The following is a 23,092-nucleotide window of genomic DNA, read 5'->3' on the forward strand; positions in this document are numbered from 1 at the left end:
GACGCAGCGGAGGCGCTGATGCCCAGTAGCCGTACCGGCCGCCGGCCCGCCCCCCGGGCCGCCTCGCGGCCCCCCGCCCCCCGTCCCCCGCGCGAGAATCCGGTCCTACGGCTCTACACGCGCGCGCGCAAGGCGTGGGACCGGCCGCTGACGGCGTACTACCTGATCCTCGGCGGGAGCCTGCTGATCATCGTGCTGGGTCTGGTGATGGTCTACTCGGCCTCCCAGATCAAGGCGCTGCAGATGGGCCTCACGGGCTCCTGGTTCTTCCGCAAGCAGCTGCTGGCCGCCGTGATCGGGGGCGGGCTGCTGCTCGTCGCCTCGCGCATGCCGGTGAAGCTGCACCGGGCGCTGGCCTACCCGATCCTCGCGGGCGCGGTCTTCCTGATGGCGCTGGTGCAGGTGCCGGGGATAGGGATGTCGGTCAACGGCAACCAGAACTGGATCTCCGTCGGCGGCCCCTTCCAGCTCCAGCCCAGCGAGTTCGGCAAGCTCGCGCTGGTGCTGTGGGGCGCCGACCTGCTGGCCCGCAAGCAGGACAGGAAGCTGCTGAACCAGTGGAAGCACATGCTGGTGCCGCTGGTGCCGGCCGCGTTCATGCTGCTCGGGCTGATCATGCTCGGCGGCGACATGGGCACGGCGATCATCCTGACGGCGATCCTGTTCGGCCTGCTGTGGCTGGCCGGGGCGCCCACCCGGCTGTTCGCCGGAGTGCTGTCGGTGGCCGCCGTGATCGGCGTGATCCTGATCAAGACCAGCCCCAACCGCATGGCCCGTCTGCAGTGCCTGGGCGCCACCGACCCCGGACAGGGTGACGCGTGCTGGCAGGCCGTGCACGGCATCTATGCCCTCGCCTCCGGTGGAATCTTCGGATCCGGACTCGGCGCGAGTGTGGAAAAATGGGGTCAACTCCCCGAAGCGCACACGGACTTCATCTTCGCCGTCACCGGTGAGGAACTGGGTCTGGCGGGGACGCTGTCGGTGCTCGCCCTGTTCGCCGCTCTAGGCTATGCGGGTATCCGCGTGGCCGGACGCACGGAGGACCCCTTCGTGAGGTACGCCGCGGGAGGTGTGACCACCTGGATCACGGCTCAGGCCGTGATCAACATGGGTGCGGTGCTCGGGCTGCTGCCGATCGCCGGTGTCCCCCTCCCGCTGTTCTCCTACGGGGGTTCCGCCCTGCTGCCGACCATGTTCGCCATCGGGCTGCTGATCGCCTTCGCGCGTGACGAGCCCGCTGCGCGGGCGGCGCTTGCGATGCGGCAACCCCGCTTTGGTAGAAAGCGGGGGGCTGGGGGTACTGCGGCTGGTCGGAGTCCCCGGAGATGGAACACGATGCGACGGCGCACCTCGGCGGTGCGCTCGTCCGGAGAGCGGTGAATTTCGGTGCATGTCGTACTCGCCGGCGGGGGCACCGCGGGCCACATCGAGCCCGCGCTCGCCCTCGCGGACGCCCTGCGCAGGCAGGACCCGACCGTGGGCATCACGGCCCTGGGCACGGAGCGCGGGCTGGAGACCAGGCTGGTCCCCGAGCGCGGCTACGAGCTGGCGCTGATCCCGGCCGTGCCGCTGCCCCGCAAGCCGACCCCCGAGCTGATCACCGTCCCGGGCCGGCTGCGCGGCACGATCAAGGCCGCCGAGCAGATCCTGGAGCGCACCAAGGCGGACTGCGTCGTCGGCTTCGGCGGCTATGTGGCGCTGCCCGGCTATCTGGCCGCCAAGCGGCTCGGTGTGCCGATCGTCATCCATGAGGCGAACGCCCGGCCGGGTCTGGCCAACAAGATCGGCTCGCGGTACGCCGCCCAGGTCGCCGTCTCCACCCCGGACAGCAAGCTGCGCGGCGCCCGCTACATCGGCATCCCGCTGCGCCGCTCCATCGCCACCCTGGACCGGGCCGCCATGCGCCCCGAGGCCCGGGCCGCCTTCGGGCTCGACCCGAACCTGCCGACCCTGCTGGTCACCGGCGGCTCCCAGGGCGCGCGCCGGCTGAACGAGGTCGTGCAGCAGGTCGCGCCGTGGCTGCAGCAGGCCGGTATCCAGATCCTGCACGCGGTCGGACCGAAGAACGAACTGCCGCAGGTGCAGCAGATGCCGGGAATGCCCCCCTATGTCCCGGTAAGTTACCTGGACCGGATGGACCTCGCGTACGCCGCGGCCGACATGATGCTCTGCCGCGCGGGCGCGATGACCGTCGCCGAGCTCTCCGCCGTCGGACTCCCGGCCGCCTATGTCCCGCTGCCCATCGGCAACGGCGAACAGCGGCTGAACGCCCAGCCGGTGGTCAAGGCCGGCGGCGGTCTGCTGGTCGACGACGCGGAGCTCACTCCCGAGTGGGTGCAGCAGAACGTGCTGCCCGTCCTCGCCGACCCGCACCGGCTGTACCAGATGTCCCGCGCCGCCGGTGAGTTCGGCCGGCGCGACGCCGACGAGCTGCTCGTCGGCATGGTGTACGAGGCGATCGCCGCCGGCCGTGCACATCGATAGGAACCGTATTTCTGTGTAGGCGGAAGGCAGGGAGCGTGGCCGGTACGACCACCGCCGAGCGCGGTGAACGCCAGCAGGAGTCGTCCGGCCCGCCCCCCGCGCGGCGGTTCGCCAGGCGCCGCCTCCGTCTTCTCCTCGCCGGCGCCGCCCTCGTGCTCCTCTCGGCGGGCGGCGTCTGGCTGTTGTACGGCTCGCAGTGGCTGCGCGTGGAACGCGTCGGCGTCTCGGGCACCACGGTGCTGACGCCCGCTCAGGTGCGCGAGGCGGCCGACGTGCCCGTGGGGGATCCGCTCGTCTCGGTCGACACCGAGCGGATCGAGTCGCGACTGCGCCGGAAACTGCCCCGGATCGACTCGGTCGACGTGAGCCGTTCCTGGCCGCACGGAATTGTCCTGAAAGTGGTTGAACGTACCCCTGTGCTCTTGGTGGAAAAGGGCGGAAAGTTCATCGAAGTGGACGATGAAGGCGTCCGTTTCGCCACGGTTTCCGAGGCTCCTAAAGGCGTTCCGGCACTGGAATTGAGCGTTTCCCGGTCCAGTTCGGCCGCCGCCAGCCTGCGCCGCTTCGGCGAGGGCCGGCTGACGCGTGAGGCGGTCCGGGTGGCGGGCGCGCTTCCGGCCGCGGTCGCCCGGGACACCCGGGCGGTCAAGGTGCGCTCCTACGATGCCATCTCGCTGGAGTTCGGCGACGGCCGGACCGTCGCCTGGGGCAGCTCGGAGAAGGGGAACGCGAAGGCCCGTACCCTCGCCGCTCTCATGAAAGCCGCCCCCGGTGCACGGCACTTCGACGTGAGCGTTCCCACGGCCCCCTCGTCATCGGGGAGTTGACGCACATCCGCGCAGGCCAGCACCCTGGTTGGGCAGCGCTACGGCTGATCACATAGGGTGAAAAGAAAAACGGGAGGTTCGGCGTGTTCGTTGAACGCGCGCCACTTGTCGACTTAGTGTCTCGTTCAGAAGACTCCAAGGAACAGACATACTGGTAACCCTAAACTTGAGCTTTAGGGTTCGGGTCGGCGAAACGGACCGTCCCATTCGGCATCAGTCGTCTGATCGCGGGACGCGGCGCGTCCCGGTGATCCGTCGACACGTAACTCGAGGCGAGAGGCCTTCGACGTGGCAGCACCGCAGAACTACCTCGCAGTCATCAAAGTCATCGGTGTCGGCGGCGGTGGTGTCAATGCCATCAACCGGATGATCGAGGTCGGTCTCAAGGGCGTCGAGTTCATCGCCATCAACACCGACGCGCAAGCTCTGTTGATGAGCGACGCCGACGTCAAGCTCGACGTCGGCCGTGAACTCACCCGCGGACTCGGCGCCGGAGCCAACCCGGCCGTCGGCCGCAAGGCCGCCGAGGACCACCGCGAGGAGATCGAGGAGGTCCTCAAGGGGGCCGACATGGTCTTCGTGACGGCCGGTGAAGGCGGCGGCACCGGCACCGGCGGCGCGCCCGTCGTGGCCAACATCGCACGCTCGCTCGGCGCGCTCACCATCGGCGTGGTCACGCGCCCGTTCACCTTCGAGGGACGGCGCCGCGCGAACCAGGCGGAGGACGGCATCGCCGAGCTCCGCGAAGAGGTCGACACCCTCATCGTCATCCCGAACGACCGGCTGCTGTCCATCTCGGACCGCCAGGTCTCGGTCCTGGACGCCTTCAAGTCCGCGGACCAGGTCCTGCTCTCCGGTGTTCAGGGCATCACCGACCTCATCACCACGCCCGGTCTGATCAACCTCGACTTCGCCGACGTCAAGTCGGTCATGTCCGAGGCCGGTTCGGCCCTCATGGGCATCGGCTCGGCCCGCGGCGACGACCGCGCGGTGGCCGCGGCCGAGATGGCGATCTCCTCCCCGCTGCTGGAAGCCTCCATCGACGGCGCCCGCGGTGTGCTGCTGTCCATCTCCGGCGGCTCCGACCTCGGTCTGTTCGAGATCAACGAGGCCGCCCAGCTGGTCAGCGAGGCCGCCCACCCCGAGGCCAACATCATCTTCGGCGCGGTCATCGACGACGCCCTCGGCGACGAGGTGCGCGTCACGGTCATCGCGGCCGGCTTCGACGGGGGCCAGCCCCCGGCCCGCCGGGACAACGTCCTCGGCTCGGCCTCGGCCAAGCGCGAGGAGCCGGCGCCGGCGCGGCAGCCCGAGTCCCGCCCGAGCTTCGGCTCGCTCGGCAGTGTCACGCCGAAGGAGGAGCCGGAGCCCGCGCCCGAGCCGGTGGCCGACCTCCCGGCCGCCTCGCCGGTGCCGCCGTCGCGCAGCTACACCGACAGTGCGGCCGAGGAGCTGGACGTACCGGACTTCCTCAAGTGATAGGACAGCGCGAGAGCGTGAGCGGCGCGCACTTCGCCTTCACCGACCGGTGGGGCGGGGTGAGCGCCGCTCCGTATGAGGAGCTCAACCTGGGCGGCGCCGTCGGCGACGACCCGGAGGCGGTCCGCACCAACCGGGAGCTGGCCGCCAAGTCGCTGGGCATCGACCCCGCGACGGTGGTCTGGATGAACCAGGTGCACGGCGCGGACGTGGCCGTCGTCGACGGACCCTGGCCGGCCGGTGCCGAGATCCCGCAGGTCGACGCGGTGGTCACCGCCCGGCGCGGACTCGCTCTCGCCGTGCTGACCGCCGACTGCGTGCCGGTGCTGCTGGCCGACCCGGTCGCCGGTGTCGCCGCCGCGGCCCACGCGGGCCGGCCCGGCATGACCGCCGGCGTGGTCCCCGCCGCTGTACGGGCCATGACTGAACTGGGCGCCGACCCCGCCCGGATCGTCGCCCGCACCGGACCGGCGGTGTGCGGCCGGTGCTACGAGGTGCCCGAGGCCATGCGGGCCGAGGTCGCCGCGGTGGAACCGGCGGCGCACGCCGAGACGAGCTGGGGCACACCCGCGGTGGACGTAGCCGCCGGGGTGCACGCGCAGCTCGTCCGGCTCGGGGTCGCCGACCGGGCGCAGTCGCCGGTGTGCACGCTCGAGTCGGGGGATCACTTCTCGTACCGCCGCGACCGCTCCACCGGGCGGCTCGCGAGCTATGTGTGGCTGGACTGATGGGGCATGACGGACCGTAAGGGCGAACTCGCCGCGAACCTGGCGAAGGTGGAGGAGCGCATCGCCGCGGCCTGCCAGGCCGCCGGGCGCGAGCGCGACGAGGTGACGCTGATCGTGGTCACCAAGACCTACCCGGCGAGCGATGTGCGGATCCTGTCGGAACTCGGTGTGCGCCATGTCGCCGAGAACCGTGACCAGGACGCGGCGCCGAAAGCCGCGGAATGTGCGGATCTGCCCCTGAATTGGCACTTCGTCGGCCAGTTGCAGACCAACAAGGTGCGTTCCGTGGCCGGTTACGCGGACTTCGTGCAGTCCGTGGACCGGGCCCGGCTCGTGACGGCGCTGTCCAAGGAGGCCGTGCGGGCGGAGCGCGAACTGGGCTGTCTGATCCAGGTCGCGCTGGACGCGGGGGCGAGCGACCGGGGGGAGCGGGGCGGTGTCGCCCCCGGCGGAATCGAAGAGTTGGCCGACCTCGTCGCCGGCTCGCCCGGGCTGCGGCTCGACGGGCTGATGACTGTCGCTCCGCTGACCGGCGAGTACGCGGGTCGCCAACGGGCGGCGTTCGAGCGGTTGATGGATTTGTCGACTGCCCTGCGCCGAGCCCATCCGGCTGCGAACATGGTCTCGGCAGGGATGAGCGCGGACCTCGAGGAGGCCGTGGCGGCCGGAGCGACACATGTACGCGTCGGCACCGCGGTACTCGGAGTCCGCGCCGGGCTCGGGTAACGTCGCCAGGAAGTCGGACCACAGCAGAAAATATGGTCATTGCCCGCCGAAAGGCGGGCACAACGACCACGTGGATCGCGGGCACTTGGCGGTCGTCAGCGGATCCACCACAGAGCGGAGGACTCAGAGCATGGCCGGCGCGATGCGCAAGATGGCGGTCTACCTCGGCCTCGTGGAGGACGATGGGTACGACGGCCGGGGATTCGATCCCGACGACGACTTCGAGCCCGAACTCGATCCGGAGCCCGAGCGTGACCACCGACGGCACGAGCCGTCGCATCAGCAGCACATCGCACATCAGCCCGAAAGGGACGAAGAAGTGCGAATCGTGCAGGCGCCCGTGCCTCGCGAACCGGTTGCCCGATCCACCGCGTCAGCCGCGGAATCGGGTCGTCCGGCGCGTATCGCGCCCGTGGCGTCCATCACACAAGAACGTCAGTCCCTGGAGAAGAACGCACCGGTGATCATGCCCAAGGTCGTGTCCGAACGAGAGCCTTACCGGATCACCACGCTTCACCCGCGGACCTACAACGAGGCCCGTACCATCGGGGAACACTTCCGTGAGGGCACCCCGGTGATCATGAATCTGACTGAGATGGACGACACAGACGCGAAGCGACTTGTCGACTTTGCGGCAGGTTTGGTGTTTGGTCTTCACGGCAGCATCGAGCGGGTGACGCAGAAGGTGTTCCTGTTGTCGCCTGCTAACGTCGATGTCACGGCGGAGGACAAGGCCCGCATCGCAGAGGGCGGGTTCTTCAACCAGAGCTGAGACGCACCACCGGTAAGAACAGCACGAAACAGGGAACAGGGGAGAGGGAAGCACCAGTCATGAGCGTGGTCTTGCAGGTTCTCTACATCGCGCTGATGGTGTTCCTCATCGTGCTGATCTTCCGACTGGTCATGGACTACGTCTTCCAGTTCGCCCGCTCGTGGCAACCCGGCAAGGCGATGGTGGTCGTTCTGGAGGCCACCTACACTGTCACCGATCCACCGCTCAAGCTTCTGCGGCGGGTGATCCCGCCGTTGCGTCTCGGGGGCGTGGCGCTCGACCTGTCCTTCTTCGTACTGATGATCATCGTCTACATCCTGATCACGCTCGTGCGGAGCGCGATGTGACCGATGTGACAGATACGGTCTTGCCGACTGCCGACGACAACGTTGAGGTGAAGAGATGCCGTTGACCCCCGAGGACGTGCGGAACAAGCAGTTCACGACCGTCCGCCTCCGAGAAGGCTATGACGAGGACGAGGTCGATGCCTTCCTCGATGAGGTCGAAGCCGAACTGACGCGCCTGCTCCGCGAGAACGAGGACCTGCGCGCCAAGCTGGCCGCGGCCACGCGTGCTGCTGCGCAGAACCAGCAGAACATGCGCAAGCCCCCGGAGCAGCAGGACCAGCAGCAGGGTGGCATGCCCCAGCAGGGTGGCATGCCGCAGCAGGGTATGCGAGGCCCCGGCGCTCCGGTGCCGGCCGGCATATCGGGCCCGCCGCAGCAGCAGATGGGCGGCCCCATGGGTGGCCCGCCCCAGCTGCCGAGCGGTGCCCCGCAGCTGCCCGCCGGTCCCGGCGGTCAGGGTCCGCAGGGTCCCGGCCCGATGGGTCAGGGTCCTGGTCCGATGGGCCAGCCCCCCATGCAGCAGCAGATGGGCGGCCCCATGGGCGGTCCGATGGGCGGCCCCATGGGCGGTCCCGGTCAGGGCCCCGGTGGCGACAGCGCCGCGCGTGTCCTCTCGCTGGCCCAGCAGACCGCCGACCAGGCGATCGCCGAGGCCCGCTCCGAGGCCAACAAGATCGTCGGCGAGGCCCGCAGCCGCGCCGAGGGTCTCGAGCGTGACGCCCGTGCCAAGGCCGACGCCCTGGAGCGGGACGCGCAGGAGAAGCACCGCGTCGCCATGGGCTCCCTGGAGTCCGCGCGCGCCACGCTGGAGCGCAAGGTCGAGGATCTGCGCGGCTTCGAGCGCGAGTACCGTACGCGCCTGAAGTCCTACCTGGAGTCGCAGCTGCGCCAGCTGGAGACCCAGGCGGACGACTCCCTCGCCCCGCCGCGCACCCCGGCGACCGCGTCGCTGCCGCCGTCCCCGGCGCCCTCCATGGCCCCGGCCGGCGCGAGCGCCCCGTCGTACGGCGGCAACCAGCCGATGGGTGGTGCCCCGGCTCCGTCCGGCCCGTCCTACGGCGGCCAGCAGCAGATGTCCCCGGCGATGACCCAGCCCATGGCTCCGGTCCGCCCGCAGGGCCCGTCCCCGATGGGTCAGGCGCCGTCGCCGATGCGTGGCTTCCTCATCGACGAGGACGACAACTGACGGCCGGTAGTACGCCGTAGGCGTCGGCAGCGTTCAAAAGGGGCGGGCCCCGGATTCCAGATCCGGGGCCCGCCCCTTTTACGCGTGTTGAGTTCGGTGCCCAGGGGCGCGGGGAACTGCGCGATCAACCACACGCGACGGTCAGCCGGACGACTGCGGACATGCCGACGGCGGCCGCCCGCAGGACAGCCGCCGTCGGCATGTGACTTACGCCTTGCGCAGGCGGAACGTCAGCGACAGCCCCTCGTCGCTGAAGGGCGCCCCGAACGTGTCGTCCGCCTCACCTTCGGAGAAGTCCGTCGCGAGGACCTCGTCCGAGATCAGCCCCGCGTGCTCGGTCAGGGCCGAGGTCACCGCCGGGTCCGTGGACGACCACCGCAGCGCGATCCGGTCGGCCACATCCAGCCCGCTGTTCTTACGGGCCTCCTGGATCAGCCGGATGGCATCCCGCGCGAGGCCGGCCCGCCGCAGCTCCTCCGTGATCTCCAGGTCGAGCGCGACGGTCGCGCCGGAGTCGGAGGCCACCGACCAGCCCTCGCGCGGCGTCTCGGTGATGATCACCTCGTCCGGGGCGAGGGCGATGGTCTCGCCGTCGACCTCCACCGACGCCGTACCCTCACGCAGAGCCAGAGACAGCGCGGCGGCGTCGGCGGCGGCGACCGCCTTCGCCACGTCCTGCACCCGCTTGCCGAACCGCTTGCCCAGCGCACGGAAGTTGGCCTTGGCGGTCGTGTCCACCAGCGACCCGCCCACCTCGGACAGCGAGGCCAGCGACGAGACGTTCAGCTCCTCGGTGATCTGCGTGTGCAGCTCGCGGTCGAGGGTCTCGAAGCCCGCCGCCGCCACCAGGGCACGGGACAGCGGCTGACGCGTCTTGACACCCGACTCCGCGCGCGTGGCCCGCCCCAGTTCCACCAGGCGGCGCACCAGCACCATCTGCTTCGACAGCTCCGGGTCGATGGCGCCCAGGTCGGCCTCCGGCCAGGACGACAGGTGCACCGACTCCGGCGCGCCCGGCGTGACCGGGACGATCAGGTCCTGCCAGACCCGCTCGGTGATGAACGGGGTCAGCGGGGCCATCAGCTTGGTGACCGTCTCGACGACCTCGTGCAGCGTGCGCAGCGCGGCCTTGTCGCCCTGCCAGAAGCGGCGGCGCGAACGGCGGACGTACCAGTTGGACAGGTCGTCGACGAACGCGGACAGCAGCTTGCCGGCGCGCTGGGTGTCGTACGCCTCCAGCGCCTGCGTCACCTGGTCGGTGAGCGCGTGCAGTTCGGACAGCAGCCAGCGGTCGAGCAGCGGACGGTCGGCCGGGGCCGGATCGGCCGCGGACGGCGCCCAGTCGGACGTACGGGCGTACAGGGCCTGGAAGGCGACGGTGTTCCAGTAGGTGAGGAGCGTCTTGCGGACGACCTCCTGGATCGTGCCGTGACCCACGCGACGGGCCGCCCACGGGGAGCCGCCGGCCGCCATGAACCAGCGGACCGCGTCCGCGCCGTGCTGATCCATCAGCGGGATCGGCTGCAGGATGTTGCCCAGGTGCTTGGACATCTTGCGGCCGTCCTCGGCGAGGATGTGGCCGAGGCAGACCACGTTCTCGTACGACGACTTGTCGAAGACCAGCGTGCCGACCGCCATGAGGGTGTAGAACCACCCGCGGGTCTGGTCGATGGCCTCGGAGATGAACTGGGCCGGGTAGCGGCTCTCGAACAGCTCCTTGTTCTTGTACGGGTAGCCCCACTGCGCGAACGGCATCGAGCCCGAGTCGTACCAGGCGTCGATGACCTCCGGCACGCGCGTGGCCGTCTTGGCGCACTGCGGGCAGGCGAAGGTGATGTCGTCGATGTACGGGCGGTGCGGGTCCAGCTCCGACTGGTCGGTGCCGCTCAGCTCGGTGAGCTCCGCGCGGGAGCCGACACAGGTGAGGTGGTCGTCCTCGCAGCGCCAGATGGGCAGCGGGGTGCCCCAGTAGCGGTTGCGGGACAGCGCCCAGTCGATGTTGTTGTTCAGCCAGTCGCCGAAGCGGCCGTGCTTGACGGTGTCCGGGAACCAGTTGGTCCCCTCGTTCTCCTGGATCAGACGGTCCTTGATCGCCGTCGTACGGATGTACCAGGAGGGCTGCGCGTAGTACAGCAGCGCGGTGTGGCAGCGCCAGCAGTGCGGGTAGCTGTGCTCGTACGGCAGGTGCTTGAAGAGCAGGCCGCGCTCGCCCAGGTCCTCGGTGAGCTTCTCGTCGGCCTTCTTGAAGAAGACGCCGCCGACCATCGGGACCTCGGGCGAGAAGGTGCCGTCGGGCAGGACCGGGTTGACGACCGGCAGGCCGTAGGAGCGGCAGACCTTGAGGTCGTCCTCACCGAAGGCGGGGGACTGGTGGACCAGACCCGTGCCGTCCTCGGTGGTGACGTACTCGGCGTTCACCACGAAGTGGGCCGGCTCCGGGAACTCCACCAGCTCGAAGGGGCGCTGGTAGGTCCAGCGCTCCATCTCGGCGCCGGTGAAGGACTGGCCGGTGGTCTCCCAGCCCTCGCCGAGGGCCTTGGCGACCAGCGGCTCGGCGACGACGAGCTTCTCCTCGCCGTTCGTCGCCACGACGTAGGTGACCTCGGGGTGGGCGGCGACGGCCGTGTTGGAGACCAGCGTCCAGGGCGTGGTCGTCCAGACCAGCAGCGCGGCCTCGCCGGCGAGCGGGCCGGAGGTCAGCGGGAAGCGGACGTAGACCGACGGGTCGACGACCGTCTCGTAGCCCTGTGCCAGCTCGTGGTCGGACAGGCCGGTGCCGCAGCGGGGGCACCAGGGGGCGACGCGGTGGTCCTGGACCAGCAGGCCCTTGTTGAAGATCTCCTTCAGCGACCACCAGACCGACTCCACGTACTCGGGGTCCATGGTCCGGTAGGCGTCGTCGAGGTCGACCCAGTAGCCCATGCGGGTCGTCAGCTCGGCGAAGGCGTCGGTGTGGCGGGTCACCGACTCACGGCACTTGGCGTTGAACTCGGCGATGCCGTACGCCTCGATGTCCTGCTTGCCGGAGAAGCCCAGCTCCTTCTCCACCGCCAGCTCCACGGGCAGGCCGTGGCAGTCCCAGCCGGCCTTGCGGGCGACGTGGTAGCCGCGCATGGTGCGGAAGCGGGGGAAGACGTCCTTGAAGACACGCGCCTCGATGTGGTGGGCGCCGGGCATGCCGTTGGCGGTGGGCGGGCCCTCGTAGAACACCCACTCGGGGCGTCCCTCGGACTGCTCCAGGCTCTTGGCGAAGATCTTCTGCTCGCGCCAGAAGTCGAGCACCGCGTGCTCGAGTGCGGGCAGGTCGACCTGGGCGGGTACCTGGCGGTACGTAGGCGATGTCATCAGCGAGCTTCCTCCGGCGGACTTGCTGCCTTCCGTCCGGAGGGACGAGAGCTGCTGCGCCGGTTTCGGCGCGCTCCCGCGGTACCACCCTCCTTGGCCCTCCGGAGCCGGGTGCGGCGCCGGTGAGCCCCCTCATTGGGGTCGCGATGCCGGGTCTACTGGCCTGCGCCTGATCGGCTTCGGCGTTCTTCCGGCGGCTCCGGGGTGATCTTCACGTCGCGCTCGCCCCCGGGCTTCCACCGTCCCCGGGTCGCTCTGGGCTGCGTACGCCGCTACTCGTCCCCATCCACGCTTCTCGCTCCGCCCAGTGTACGGCGCCCCGCCGACAGCGGCCGACCGGATTTCCCGGGTCCGGGGCGCGGCGGCGGGGGCTGTCCGGGATGACCCGAATGGTCACGTGTGACCGTTCGGATTCCTGGACGATCCACCGGTCGGATTACCTGGCGGGGAGCTGGGCACAACGCATGCATGCCGGCCTCGCGGCACGCGCGGGGTGGGCGAATCGGGCGGCGTGCCCCGTTGCCGCGGGACTCAAGTCGATTTATCGTCCCAGCACGATTCGCGAGCAAGATCACAATATGTGAAGGGGCCGCGGCATGGTGGCGAAGAAGACCGCCGAACAGTCGGCGTCCAGCGGGTCCACACATGCCTCCGGCGGCGGTGCGGTTGCCTCCGGCGGTTCGGCCAAGGACGTCGGTGGGAAGAAGAGCACGGCTGCGAAGGACAGCTCGGCTGTGAAGGACAGCACGGTTGCCAAGGACAGCCCGGCTGTGAAGGACAGCACGGTTGACAAGAACAGCTCGGTTGCCAAGAACAGCTCGGCTGTGAAGAAGGCCGCGGCGAAGAAGACCACGGCCAAGAAGGCCGCGTCGAAGAAAGCTGCGGCGAAGAAGGCGCCGCCGCCGGAGAAGCCGGCCTCGGCGAAGGCGTCCGCCAAGAAGGCATCTGCCGACGAGGCGCCTGCCAAGAAGGCGGCTGCCGACAAGGCACCTGCCGCAGACAAGGCCGCGACCAAGAAGGTCGCTGCCAAGAAGGCCCCTGTGAAGAAGGCCATCGCCTCCAAGGCGGGCACCCCCGAGGCCGGTACCTCCGAGGCCGCCGCCCCCAAGGCCACCCCCACGAAGAGCACCTCCACCAAGCACACCTCTAACAAGAGCGCGGCCAAGAAGACCGCGGCGGCGAAGAGCACGGCGAAGAAGGCGGGCGCGGCCGAGGCCGCGGAGCAGACGGGAGCCACGACAGTGGTTGCGAAGAAGACTCCAGGCACGGCCACGGCGGCGAAGACGGCCGTCCCCAAGGCGCGCGGCGTCGCGGTGGAGCCGGGCGAGCTCGCGGTACGTCCCGGTGAGGACCCCTGGACGACGGAGGAGGTCGAGGAGGCCCGCGCGGAGCTGACCGGGGAGATGGAGCGGCTGCGGGCGGAGATCACCTCCTCCGAGCAGTCACTGGTGGGCCTGATGCGGGACTCCGGCGACGGCGCCGGGGACGACCAGGCCGACACCGGCACGAAGAACATCACGCGCGAGCACGAGCTGGCGCTGGCCGCCAACGCGCGCGAGATGCTGATGCAGACCGAGCGCGCCCTGGAGAAACTGGACGCGGGCACGTACGGCCTGTGCGAGAACTGCGGCAACCCCATCGGCAAGGCCCGTATGCAGGCCTTCCCGCGGGCCACACTGTGCGTGGAGTGCAAGCAGAAGCAGGAACGCCGGTACTGAACGCCGTACTGATCGGTCGGGGAGGCGTGCCGTACCCTCGTCCTCAGTCAGGCACCTAGGTTGAGGGACTCACGTGGCAGAGGCGGAGCGCATCATCGGTACGCCGGACATCCCCGAGGCGGCACGGGCCGCGCAGGAGCGGGATGACGACGGCACGCAGGAGCGGTCGGACGCCTCCGCGGACGCCGGCGCGTCCCGCGACGCCGATGTCCCCGAGGACTCCCCGCCGGCCGAGGCCGAGGCCGAGGCCGAGCGGCCCAAGGGGCGGCGCCGCATCGCCGTCCTGCTCGCGGTGGCGGTGTTCGCCTACCTCGTCGACCTGGTCAGCAAGATGCTCGTGGTGACCAAGCTGGAGCACCACGAGGCGATCGAGATTTTCGGTGAGTGGCTGAAGCTCGACGCCATCCGCAACAAGGGCGCGGCGTTCGGCTTCGGCCAGGCCTTCACGATCATCTTCACCGTGATCGCGGCGGCCGTGATCGTGGTGATCTTCCGCCTGGCCCGCAAGCTCTACAGCCTGCCGTGGGCCGTCGCCCTCGGCCTGCTGCTCGGCGGCGCGCTCGGCAACCTCACCGACCGGATCTTCCGTGCCCCGGGCGTCCTGGAGGGCGCGGTCGTGGACTTCATCGCCCCCAAGCACTTCGCCGTGTTCAATCTCGCGGACTCCGCGATCGTGTGCGGCGGCATCCTCATCGTGCTGCTGTCGTTCCGGGGCCTGGACCCGGACGGCACCGTCCACAAGGACTGAGCGCGCGTACGGGACTGTCTCACCCGTCCGGCATACTCGACGGGTGAGCACGATTCCCGAGATCCGTACCCTGCCCGTGCCGGACGGCCTGGAGGGCGAGCGCGTCGACGCCGCCATCTCCCGCATGTTCGGCTTCTCTCGTACGAAGGCGGCGGAGCTGGCGGCCGCGGGCAAGGTGCTGGTCGACGGCACGGTGGTCGGCAAGTCCGAGCGCGTGCACGGCGGGGCCTGGCTGGAGGTCGAGATGCCGCAGGCGGCCGCGCCGGTGCAGGTGGTGGCCGAGCCGGTCGAGGGCATGGAGATCATCCATGACGACGACGACGTCGTGGTCATCGTCAAGCCCGTCGGCGTCGCCGCGCACCCCTCGCCCGGCTGGACCGGACCGACCGTCATCGGCGGCCTCGCGGCGGCCGGCTACCGCATCTCCACCTCCGGCGCCGCCGAGCGCCAGGGCATCGTGCACCGCCTCGACGTGGGCACCTCCGGCCTGATGGCCGTCGCCAAGTCCGAGCGCGCGTACACCTCGCTCAAGCGCCAGTTCAAGGAGCGCACGGTCGACAAGCGGTACCACACGCTCGTCCAGGGCCACCCGGACCCGACCAGCGGCACCATCGACGCGCCCATCGGCCGTCACCCGAACCACGACTACAAGTGGGCGGTCACCGCGGAGGGCAAGCCCTCCGTCACGCACTACGACCTCATCGAGGCCTTCCGCTCCGCCTCCCTGCTCGATGTGAAGCTCGAGACCGGCCGCACCCACCAGATCCGTGTGCACATGGCCGCCCACCGGCACCCCTGCGTCGGCGACCTGACCTACGGCGCCGACCCGACGCTCGCCAAGCGGCTGCGGCTGACCCGCCAGTGGCTGCACGCGGTCCGCCTCGGCTTCGAGCACCCCGGGGACGGCGACTGGGTCGAGTTCGAGAGCGAGTACCCGGCCGACCTGCAGCAGGCCCTCGACCAGGTCCGCGAGGAGACCTACAAGTGAGCCCCTTCAGCGTCCGGGTCGCCGAGGACCCCGCCGACCGCGAGGCCTGCTTCGCGGTGCGCAAGCAGGTCTTCGTCGTCGAGCAGGGCGTCCCGCAGGAGATCGAGTACGACTCCTACGACGCCGGCGCGGTGCATGTGCTGGCCGTGCGGGACGACGGCACACCGCTCGGCACCGGACGCCTGCTGCACGGCGAGGCCGCCGCGGCCAAGACCGGTGGCGATGCGTCGGTCGGGTCGCTCGGGCGGCTGGCCGTGACGCAGGAGGCCCGCGGCCTGGGCGTCGGCGTCGCGCTGGTGCGCGCCATCGAGGACGCGGCACGCGCGCGTGGCCTGGCCGCCGTCGACCTGCACGCGCAGACGCACGCCCTGGGCTTCTACGAACGGCTCGGGTACGAGGCGTACGGCCCGGAGTACGTGGAAGCCGGCATCCCGCACCGGGCGATGCGGCGCGCGCTGTAGCGCAGCCGCTGCCAAGAAGGGCGGCATGGCAGGCTGGGGGCCTGCCGTGTGATCGCCCGACCCTGCGGAGCGCCCAGCGTGGAACAGTTGGCCTTGGTTTTTCTGCTGCTGCTCGGGGCGGTGCTCAGCGTCCCGCTGGGCAACCGGCTGGGGCTGCCGGCGCCGGTGCTGATGACGCTGTTCGGCCTCGTCCTCGCGCTGCTCGACTTCGTGCCGAATGTCGACGTACCGCCGGATCTGATTCTTCCGCTGCTGCTTCCGCCGCTGCTGTACGCGGCCGTACGGCGCACCTCCTGGCGGCAGTTCGCGGCGAACCGGCGGCCGATCTTCCTGCTGGCCGTGGCGCTGGTGTTCGTCACCATGCTCAGCGTGGCCGCTGTCGCGCACATGATCGTGCCAGGGCTGCCGCTCGCCGCGGCGTTCGCGCTGGGTGCGCTGGTCGCGCCGCCCGACCCGGTCGCCGCGACCGCCGTCGCCGGACAGCTCGGGCTGCCCCGCCGGCTGGTGTCGATCCTGGAGGGCGAGGGGCTCTTCAACGACGTGACGGCCATCGTGCTCTACCACGTGGCGATCGCCGCCGTGGTCAGCGGCAGTTTCTCGCCCTGGGAGGCCGGCCTCGACCTGGTGCTGTCCGCGGTGGTCGCGGTGGCCGTCGGGATCGCCCTCGGCTGGGGCGCGAACAGGCTGCTCGATCTGCTCGGTGACCCGACGCTGCAGATCGGGCTGACGCTGCTGGTGCCGTACGCCGCCTATGTGCTGGCCGAGGAGCTGCACGGCTCGGGGGTGCTGGCGGTGCTGACCTGCGCGCTGTTCCTCGCCGAGTACGCCGCCGACGCCGACGACGTGATGACCCGGCTGGCCGGGCACACCTTCTGGGACATCGTCGACACGCTCGTCACCGGGGTGGCGTTCGGGCTGATCGGTCTCGAGCTGCACATCGCGGTGCGGACGGCGTCCGGGCGGTGGGGCGAGATGCTCGGCTGGGCGGCGGCGATCGCGGCCGTGGTCATCTTCGTACGGCTGGCCTGGCTGCTGCCGGCGACCTGGCTCACCAAACGGCTGCACGCCCAGCGCGACCACGACGAGGAGATCCCGACGAGCTGGCGGGAGACCGTCGTCATGTGGTGGTCGGGGATGCGCGGGGTGGCCTCGGTGGCGCTGGCGCTGGCGATTCCGCTGGAGACCGACGCCGGGACGGCGTTCCCCGACCGGGACGAGATCGTGTTCATCGCCTTCGGGGTGATCATGGCGACGCTGGTGCTCCAGGGGCTGACCCTGCCCTGGCTGGTGAAGCGCCTGGGGGTGCAGGCCGACACCGGGCGGGAGAAGGAGTTCGAGAAGGCGCTGGCCCTACGGGCGGCGAAGGCCGCCAAGCGCAGGCTGCGGGAGATCGAGGAGGTCGAGGAGCTGCCGGAGGAGGTGTCCGAGCGGATGCTGCGGCGGGCCCACGACATCGGGGTGCGGATCGCGCCCGAGATCGGCGAGGAGGAGCGCCGGGAGGCGTTGCGCCGGGTGAAGCACGTGCGGCGGATCGAGGGAGAGATGCTCAGCGCCGCGCGGCACGAGGTGCTGGCGGCGCGCAGCGAGCCGGGCGCGGACCCGGAGGTGGTGGACCGGGTGCTGAGGCAGCTGGATGTGCGCAGTCTCAGATGACGGCCTGCGCCCGCCCTTGGTCGTTCGTACGCTGTGATCATGACGCGTAACGTTGTGATCAGTGGAGGCGGCAGCGGGATCGGGCTCGCCGCCGGCCATGCCTTCGCCGCCGACGGAGACCGGGTGGTGCTGCTGGGCCGGCGCGCCGAGGTACTGGAGAAGGCGGGGGTGCCGGGGGCACTGACCTTCGCGGCGGACCTCGCCGAGCCCGCGGACGTCCGGCGGGTCGCGGAGTTCGTCCGGCAGGAGGTCGGGACCGTGGACGTGCTGGTGCACTGCGCGGGAGGCAACGGCGGTCTCGAGCCGGGCGCCGAGGGCGAGGACCCGCTGGACGCCGTCCTGCACGAGTGGACCGTGAACTTCCGGCTGAACACGCTGACCGCGGTCCTGCTCACCGAGGCGCTCAAGGAGCGGCTCGCCGAGCCCGGCGGGCGGGTGCTGTTCCTCAGCTCCATCGCCGCCTACCGCGGCTCGGGCAGCGGGGCGTACGCGGCGTCCAAGGCCGGGCTGCACCCGTACGTCCATGACCTGGCACGCGAGCTGGGCCCGCGCGGCATCACCGTGAACGCGGTCGCGCCCGGCTATGTCGAGGACACCGGGTTCTTCGGCGGGCCCGTCGCCGAGGCGCGCCGCGAGCGGCTGATCGGCGAGACCTCCACCGGCCGCGCCGGCACGCCAGGGGACGTCGTCGCCACCCTGCACTGGCTGGCGTCCCCGGGCGCCGGGCACATCACGTCCCAGATCCTCCAGGTCAACGGCGGTGCCGAGCGCGGCCACTGAGGGCGCGTGCGCCCCCACGTCGGCGCACGGTCAGCGCTCCGTCCGCTGCGGGTCCATGGCGCGGCGGCCGCGGCCCCCGTCGGGGGACAGCCGCGCGCCGGGCAGTGTCGCGTCCGCGGTGTTGACCCGGGGCAGGGCGTAGGGGTGGTGGGTGACCAGCCAGCGGATCATCGCCTCGCGCACGGCGACCCGTACGGTCCACACGTCGTCGGCGTCCTTCGCGGTCACCAGCGCCCGTACCTCCATGGTGTTGGGCGTGGTGTCCGTGACGTCCAGGCCGTAGGCGCGGCCGTCCCAGGCGGGGCACTCGCGCAGGATGTCGCGCAGCTTCTCGCGCATCGCCTCCACCGGCGCCGAGTGGTCCACGTGCCAGTAGACGATGCCGGTCATCTGCGGGGTGCCGCGCGACCAGTTCTCGAACGGCTTGGACGTGAAGTACGACACCGGCATGGTGATCCGGCGCTCGTCCCAGGTCCGCACGGTCAGGAAGGTCAGCGTGATCTCCTCGACCGTGCCCCACTCGCCGTCCACCACGACCGTGTCGCCGATGCGCACCATGTCGCCGAAGGCGATCTGCAGCCCGGCGAACATATTGCTCAGCGTGGACTGCGCGGCCACACCGGCGACGATGCCGATGATGCCGGCCGAGGCGAGCAGCGAGGCACCGGCCGCGCGCATCGCCGGGAAGGTCAGCAGCATCGCGGCCACGGCCACCACACCGACGACCGCGGCCACCACCCGTGTGATGAGCGTCACCTGGGTGCGGACGCGCCGTACGCGCGCGGGGTCGTGGTGGGCGCGTGCGTAGCGGGTGTACGTCGTCTCGACCACGGCGGCCGCGATGCGGATCACCAGCCAGGCCGCCGACCCGATCAGGACCAGCGTCAGCGTGCGGCCGATGCCGACCCGATGGGCCTCCAGCACTTTCGCACTGTCGTACGACCCTCTCAGCAGGGCGGCGCAGAGCACCAGGTGGTAGGGGATGCGGCCGCGGCGCAGCAGGCCCCACAGGGGGGTTTCGCTGTGCCGCCGGTCCGCCTTGCTCAGCAGTCGGTCCGTCCCCCAGCCGATGAGCAGCGCGAGGACGACCGAGCCGCCGATGACGATCAGCGGGCGGAGTACGTTCTCCATGCCAGAGAACGTAACCGGATCAGGTCATCATGAACACGGGAGGCCCGGACGATCCCGGAGAGGCACTGTCGTACCCGGCTGGCACCATGGCCTCATGAACATCATGCTCTTTCACTCGGCCTACGGACTGCGGCCCGCGGTGCGCGCCGCCGCCGACCGGCTGCGCGCGGCCGGTCACGAGGTGTGGACGCCCGACCTCTTCGAGGGGCGCACGTTCGACACGGTCGAAGAAGGCATGGCCTGCACGGAAGAGATCGGCAAGGACGAGCTGCTGAAGCGCGCGGTGCTGGCGGCCGCGCCCTACTCCGAGCGCGGGCTCGTGTACGCCGGGTTCTCGCTGGGCGCCTCGATCGCGCAGACCCTCGCCCTCGGCGACGACAAGGCACGCGGTCTGCTCCTGCTGCACGGCACCTCGGACATCGCGCCGAACGTGACGGCGGACGAGCTGCCGGTGCAGCTGCATGTCGCCGAGCCCGACCCGTTCGAGACCGACGACTGGCTGAGCTCCTGGTATCTCCAGATGGGCCGTACGGGCGCCGATGTGGAGGTGTACCGGTACGCCGGGGCCGGTCATCTGTACACCGACCCCGACCTGCCGGACCACGACGCCGAGGCGGCCGAGGCCACGTGGAGAGTGGCGCTCGGCTTCCTCGACAGTCTGTAGGGTCAGCCCGCGCGGTAGGCGGTCCAGCTCTGCTGCATGCGCGTCACCTGGCCCGCGGTGAACTGGTACATGCAGTTGTCGTACGTGTAGTCCATGAAGTTGTGGATCGGGTCCACGCCCGTCTTGCTGGCGCAGGAGTCGCGGCCCGTGGGGCACTGGTAGGCGGCGCTCTTCTCGGCCGGGGTGTCGGTGACGTAGTCGCCGTTGCCGTTACAGCCGCCCTGGAAGGTGTGGTACAGGCCCATCCAGTGGCCGACCTCGTGGGTCGCGGTGTCGCCCTCGTCGTAGTTGGTGGCCGTGCCGCCCGGCAGGGACGCGTCGAGGATGACGACGCCGTCCATGGACGGGTTGGAGCTGTAGGAGCTGGGGAAGGTGGCCCAGCCCAGCAGGCCGCCGCCGAGGTTGGCGCTGTAGATGTTGAGCGCGTTGGCGCCGCCCTTGCGCAGGGTGCTCTTCATCTGCTTCTCGGCGGTCGAGCCGGAGGTGAGGTTGTACCAGGTGGCGTTGTCCGTGTAGTCGGTTCCGGCCAGGCTGAACTGGAAGCCGGAGTCGGTGTTCCCGGTGCCCTGGCCGGCGTAGGCCGCGTTCAGCACGTTCATCTGGGCGTTGATGTCGGTCGAGCTGAGCTGGCCCTTGGTGCCGTCGTGGATGACGTGGAAGTACACCGGGACGGTGGCCGTGGCGGCCGCGGCCGAGAGGCGGCCGCTGGAGCGCAGCTTGTCCAGCTTCTTCTTCAGGTCGGCGTCCATGGCCTGGGCCTTGGCCGCGGTGACCTCGTTGGGCTCGGCGATCTGCTGGCCCGCGCCCGGCTTGGCCTCACGGGCGGCGGCGTGCGCGTGCGTGTCCTCGACGCACTCGGCGCCGGTGGTGCTGGCGGCCGCGATGCCGGTGGGGGCCGACACCGGGGCGAGCAGCAGGGTTCCGGCCACGGCGGCCGTGCCGAGAAGGCGTCTGCGCAGAGAGGGAGATACCGGGGCGAGCGCACGCATGCTGACTCCTGTGGGGATGCGGTGGGGAGTTCGCGGGCCAGGGATCTTCCTGTCCGCCGCCCGGAGATTACGTGGACATGCCGACTCGACAAGAGCACTGTTCAGGCCCAATCAAATTCCCGGCGAATGCGGAGGAATGGGAAGGTGAACTGTCGTGGTGTCCGGAGTTTGGGAATCGGATGTAACAAGAGCGGTGACCGGCGCGGGTGGTGTGTCCGGATTAGGACCTTGGCTCACACCACCCGCCGTAGCGGCGTGATCTCGCCTTAACCGATCAGTAGCAGACCGCGGTTGGCTGAAAATCGCCCCTCGGGTGTCCGGCTCACACCGGGCTGTAGGTCCGCTCGACCTTCTGCGTGCCGCTGCGCGTGCGGTACGAACGCGCCCAGGCGGAGGTCGCGTCGGCCTTCGTACGGTCGGACAGCACGTAGTAGTCCATCTGCGCGCGGTCGGCGGTGATGTCCAGGACGCCGTAGCCGTGGCGGTCGGTGTCGACCCAGTGGACATGCCGGTTGGCCGCGCGGATCACCGGGGCGGCGACGGCCGAGACCGTGCCCTCGGGGACCTTCACCAGGTCGTCGAGGTTGTCGGAGGTCACCGAGGTGACCACGAACTCGGTTGCCGCCGAGGCCGACAGCGGATACGTCCCGGCGTTCACCGGTACGTCGTTGGCCCACGCCATGTGGATGTCGCCGGTCAGGAACACCGTGTTCTTGATGGCGTTGGAGCGCAGGTGCGCCAGCAGCTCACGGCGGTCGTCGGTGTAGCCGTCCCACTGGTCGGTGTTGATCGCGAGGCCCTCCTTGGGCAGGCCCAGCAACTCGGCCAGCGGCCCCAGGAGCTCGGCGGACAGCGCGCCGATGGCGAACGGGGCGATCATCACCGAGTTGCCGACCAGCCGCCAGGTGGTGTCCGAGGACTTCAGGCCCGCTTTCAGCCAGTCCAGCTGGGCCCGGCCGGTCAGCGTGCGCTCCGGGTCGTCCACGTCGCCGTTGCCGAACTTGACCTGCTGCGAGCGGAAGGAGCGCAGGTCGAGCAGCGAGAGGTCGACGAGCTTGCCGAAGCGCAGCCGGCGGTAGGTGGTGCCGGCGATGGCCGGGCGCACCGGCATCCACTCGAAGTAGGCCTGCTTGGCCGCGGACTGACGGGCCGCCCAGGCACCCTCCGCGCCCTCGGTGTGGTTCTCCGCGCCGCCGGACCAGGTGTCGTTGGCGAACTCGTGGTCGTCCCAGATCGCCACGACCGGCGCCTTGGCGTGCAGGGCCTGGAGGTCGGCGTCGGTCTTGTAGCGGCCGTGCCGGGTGCGGTAGTCGGCCAGGGAGACGATCTCGTTCGCCGGGGCGTGCGGCCGTACGACCGTGCCGCGGGTGCCGTACTGGCCGGTGCCGTACTCGTAGATGTAGTCCCCGAGGTGCAGCCAGGCGTCCAGGTCGCCGCGGGCCGCGAGATGGCGGTAGGCGGCGAAGTGGCCGGCCTCCCAGTTGGCGCAGGACACCACGCCGAAGCGCAGGTTCGCCACGGCCGCGTCGGCGGCGGGCGCGGTGCGGGTGCGGCCCGTCGGCGAGTCGGTGCCGCCCGCGGAGAAGCGGAAGAAGTAGTCGGTGGCGGGGGCGAGGCCGCGCACGTCCGCCTTGACCGTGTGGTCGGAGGCGGCGGTGGCGGTGACGGAGCCCTTGGCGACGATGTTCGTCAGCGCCTTGTCGGTGGCGACGACCCACTCCACCGCGGTGTCCGGGCCGAGCCCGGAACCCGGCACCGCCTCGGCGGTCGGGGTCACCCGGGTCCACAGCAGGACACCGTCGGGCAGCGGGTCGCCGGAGGCGATGCCGTGCAGGAAGGCGGGGGCCGACTCGGCGGCGCGCGCGGGCAGCGACGCGGCGAGCGGAGCGGCGAGGACGGCTCCGGCAGCGGCGGCCTTGACGACCGAACGGCGGCGCGGAGCGGGCGTGTTGGGATCTATGTGAGATCTGTGGCGACTGGTCACGGCCGATCAGATTACTGATCAGTAGTCCAACATGTAAGACATTCGGACAGCGAAAGCGGGCGAACTCCCAAGAGTTCGCCCG

The 23,092-nt window shown here is 70.5% G+C and carries 20 protein-coding genes; 16 read left to right on the forward strand and 4 right to left on the reverse strand.

The annotated features are described in order from the left end of the window. Positions 1–18: 18 nt before the first annotated feature. From ftsW to RKD23_RS27840, 9 genes are all read left to right on the forward strand, one after another. Complete coding sequence (ftsW, locus tag RKD23_RS27800) at positions 19–1,380, forward strand: putative lipid II flippase FtsW (RefSeq protein WP_424856166.1); 1,362 nt, start codon at positions 19–21, stop codon at positions 1,378–1,380. Between the two features lie 6 nt (positions 1,381–1,386). Beyond that, positions 1,387–2,484, forward strand: coding sequence for an undecaprenyldiphospho-muramoylpentapeptide beta-N-acetylglucosaminyltransferase (gene murG / locus RKD23_RS27805; protein ID WP_404034386.1), 1,098 nt, complete (start codon positions 1,387–1,389; stop codon positions 2,482–2,484). Between the two features lie 35 nt (positions 2,485–2,519). Next, entirely contained in the window at positions 2,520–3,311 is a 792-nt protein-coding gene (locus RKD23_RS27810) for a cell division protein FtsQ/DivIB (RefSeq protein ID WP_424856167.1), read from the forward strand. Positions 3,312–3,599: 288 nt separating this feature from the next. Continuing rightward, a complete protein-coding gene (gene ftsZ, locus RKD23_RS27815) occupies positions 3,600–4,790 on the forward strand; it encodes a cell division protein FtsZ (RefSeq protein WP_424856168.1) in 1,191 nt (396 codons plus the stop codon). After that, positions 4,787–5,518 (forward strand): peptidoglycan editing factor PgeF, encoded by a 732-nt coding sequence (gene pgeF, locus RKD23_RS27820; protein ID WP_424856169.1) that lies wholly within the window; start codon positions 4,787–4,789, stop codon positions 5,516–5,518. Before ftsZ ends, pgeF begins: the two co-directional genes overlap by 4 nt. Before the next feature lie 6 nt (positions 5,519–5,524). Next, positions 5,525–6,244 (forward strand): YggS family pyridoxal phosphate-dependent enzyme, encoded by a 720-nt coding sequence (locus tag RKD23_RS27825; protein ID WP_424856170.1) that lies wholly within the window; start codon positions 5,525–5,527, stop codon positions 6,242–6,244. 130 nt (positions 6,245–6,374) lie between these two features. Then, a complete protein-coding gene (locus RKD23_RS27830) occupies positions 6,375–7,016 on the forward strand; it encodes a cell division protein SepF (protein WP_424856171.1) in 642 nt (213 codons plus the stop codon). A 59-nt stretch (positions 7,017–7,075) separates the two neighbouring features. Next, a complete protein-coding gene (locus RKD23_RS27835; RefSeq protein WP_004001943.1) occupies positions 7,076–7,363 on the forward strand; it encodes a YggT family protein in 288 nt (95 codons plus the stop codon). 55 nt (positions 7,364–7,418) lie between these two features. Then, the gene (locus RKD23_RS27840) at positions 7,419–8,549 is read left to right on the forward strand and encodes a DivIVA domain-containing protein (protein ID WP_424856172.1); all 1,131 of its coding nucleotides are present in this window, start codon (positions 7,419–7,421) and stop codon (positions 8,547–8,549) included. Between the two features lie 207 nt (positions 8,550–8,756). On the opposite strand, the gene ileS is transcribed toward RKD23_RS27840, so the two are convergent. Beyond that, positions 8,757–11,894 carry an isoleucine--tRNA ligase gene (gene ileS / locus RKD23_RS27845; protein ID WP_424856173.1) on the reverse strand — a complete coding sequence of 1,046 codons (3,138 nt, stop codon included), beginning with the start codon at positions 11,892–11,894 and terminating at the stop codon, positions 8,757–8,759. Positions 11,895–12,490: 596 nt separating this feature from the next. Here ileS and RKD23_RS27850 point away from each other — a divergent pair. The 6 genes from RKD23_RS27850 (at position 12,491) to RKD23_RS27875 (ending at position 18,242) form a co-directional block, all read left to right on the forward strand. Further along, positions 12,491–13,612, forward strand: a complete 1,122-nt coding sequence (locus RKD23_RS27850) for a TraR/DksA family transcriptional regulator (protein ID WP_424856174.1) — start codon at positions 12,491–12,493, stop codon at positions 13,610–13,612. A gap of 73 nt (positions 13,613–13,685) precedes the next feature. After that, a complete protein-coding gene (lspA, locus tag RKD23_RS27855; RefSeq protein ID WP_424856175.1) occupies positions 13,686–14,360 on the forward strand; it encodes a signal peptidase II in 675 nt (224 codons plus the stop codon). A gap of 43 nt (positions 14,361–14,403) precedes the next feature. Further along, positions 14,404–15,348 (forward strand): RluA family pseudouridine synthase, encoded by a 945-nt coding sequence (locus RKD23_RS27860; RefSeq protein ID WP_424856176.1) that lies wholly within the window; start codon positions 14,404–14,406, stop codon positions 15,346–15,348. Then, the gene (locus tag RKD23_RS27865) at positions 15,345–15,809 is read left to right on the forward strand and encodes a GNAT family N-acetyltransferase (protein ID WP_424856177.1); all 465 of its coding nucleotides are present in this window, start codon (positions 15,345–15,347) and stop codon (positions 15,807–15,809) included. The genes RKD23_RS27860 and RKD23_RS27865 overlap by 4 nt, the downstream gene beginning before the upstream one ends. Before the next feature lie 78 nt (positions 15,810–15,887). Further along, on the forward strand, positions 15,888–17,462 hold the full coding sequence (locus RKD23_RS27870) for a Na+/H+ antiporter (RefSeq protein ID WP_424856178.1): 1,575 nt from the start codon (positions 15,888–15,890) through the stop codon (positions 17,460–17,462). A 39-nt stretch (positions 17,463–17,501) separates the two neighbouring features. Next, a complete protein-coding gene (locus tag RKD23_RS27875; protein WP_424856179.1) occupies positions 17,502–18,242 on the forward strand; it encodes an SDR family NAD(P)-dependent oxidoreductase in 741 nt (246 codons plus the stop codon). Positions 18,243–18,272: 30 nt separating this feature from the next. Here RKD23_RS27875 and RKD23_RS27880 read toward each other — a convergent pair whose 3' ends face one another. Beyond that, the gene (locus RKD23_RS27880) at positions 18,273–19,373 is read right to left on the reverse strand and encodes a mechanosensitive ion channel family protein (protein ID WP_424856180.1); all 1,101 of its coding nucleotides are present in this window, start codon (positions 19,371–19,373) and stop codon (positions 18,273–18,275) included. A gap of 94 nt (positions 19,374–19,467) precedes the next feature. Here RKD23_RS27880 and RKD23_RS27885 point away from each other — a divergent pair, with 94 nt between their 5' ends. Beyond that, the gene (locus RKD23_RS27885) at positions 19,468–20,037 is read left to right on the forward strand and encodes a dienelactone hydrolase family protein (RefSeq protein ID WP_404034359.1); all 570 of its coding nucleotides are present in this window, start codon (positions 19,468–19,470) and stop codon (positions 20,035–20,037) included. Between the two features lie 2 nt (positions 20,038–20,039). Here the strand turns inward: RKD23_RS27885 and RKD23_RS27890 are convergent, their stop codons facing one another. Beyond that, positions 20,040–21,026, reverse strand: a complete 987-nt coding sequence (locus RKD23_RS27890) for a M43 family zinc metalloprotease (RefSeq protein ID WP_424856181.1) — start codon at positions 21,024–21,026, stop codon at positions 20,040–20,042. A 322-nt stretch (positions 21,027–21,348) separates the two neighbouring features. Further along, the gene (locus RKD23_RS27895) at positions 21,349–23,010 is read right to left on the reverse strand and encodes an alkaline phosphatase D family protein (RefSeq protein ID WP_424856182.1); all 1,662 of its coding nucleotides are present in this window, start codon (positions 23,008–23,010) and stop codon (positions 21,349–21,351) included. Positions 23,011–23,092 lie beyond the last annotated feature (82 nt).

Origin of the sequence: Streptomyces sp. SAI-170 (assembly GCF_049739565.1) — a bacterium.
In the GTDB taxonomy this organism is placed as follows: Bacteria; Actinomycetota; Actinomycetes; order Streptomycetales; family Streptomycetaceae; genus Streptomyces.

Bases quoted from the DNA above. Each gene is read 5' to 3' on its own strand.
- ftsW (WP_424856166.1), top strand. From the start codon at position 19: ATGCCCAGTAGCCGTACCGGCCGCCGGCCCGCCCCCCGGGCCGCCTCG.
- RKD23_RS27825 (WP_424856170.1), top strand. From the start codon at position 5,525: ATGACGGACCGTAAGGGCGAACTCGCCGCGAACCTGGCGAAGGTGGAG.
- RKD23_RS27830 (WP_424856171.1), top strand. From the start codon at position 6,375: ATGGCCGGCGCGATGCGCAAGATGGCGGTCTACCTCGGCCTCGTGGAG.
- RKD23_RS27835 (WP_004001943.1), top strand. From the start codon at position 7,076: ATGAGCGTGGTCTTGCAGGTTCTCTACATCGCGCTGATGGTGTTCCTC.
- RKD23_RS27840 (WP_424856172.1), top strand. From the start codon at position 7,419: ATGCCGTTGACCCCCGAGGACGTGCGGAACAAGCAGTTCACGACCGTC.
- ileS (WP_424856173.1), bottom strand. From the start codon at position 11,894: ATGACATCGCCTACGTACCGCCAGGTACCCGCCCAGGTCGACCTGCCC.
- RKD23_RS27850 (WP_424856174.1), top strand. From the start codon at position 12,491: ATGGTGGCGAAGAAGACCGCCGAACAGTCGGCGTCCAGCGGGTCCACA.
- RKD23_RS27875 (WP_424856179.1), top strand. From the start codon at position 17,502: ATGACGCGTAACGTTGTGATCAGTGGAGGCGGCAGCGGGATCGGGCTC.
- RKD23_RS27880 (WP_424856180.1), bottom strand. From the start codon at position 19,373: ATGGAGAACGTACTCCGCCCGCTGATCGTCATCGGCGGCTCGGTCGTC.
- RKD23_RS27885 (WP_404034359.1), top strand. From the start codon at position 19,468: ATGAACATCATGCTCTTTCACTCGGCCTACGGACTGCGGCCCGCGGTG.
- RKD23_RS27890 (WP_424856181.1), bottom strand. From the start codon at position 21,026: ATGCGTGCGCTCGCCCCGGTATCTCCCTCTCTGCGCAGACGCCTTCTC.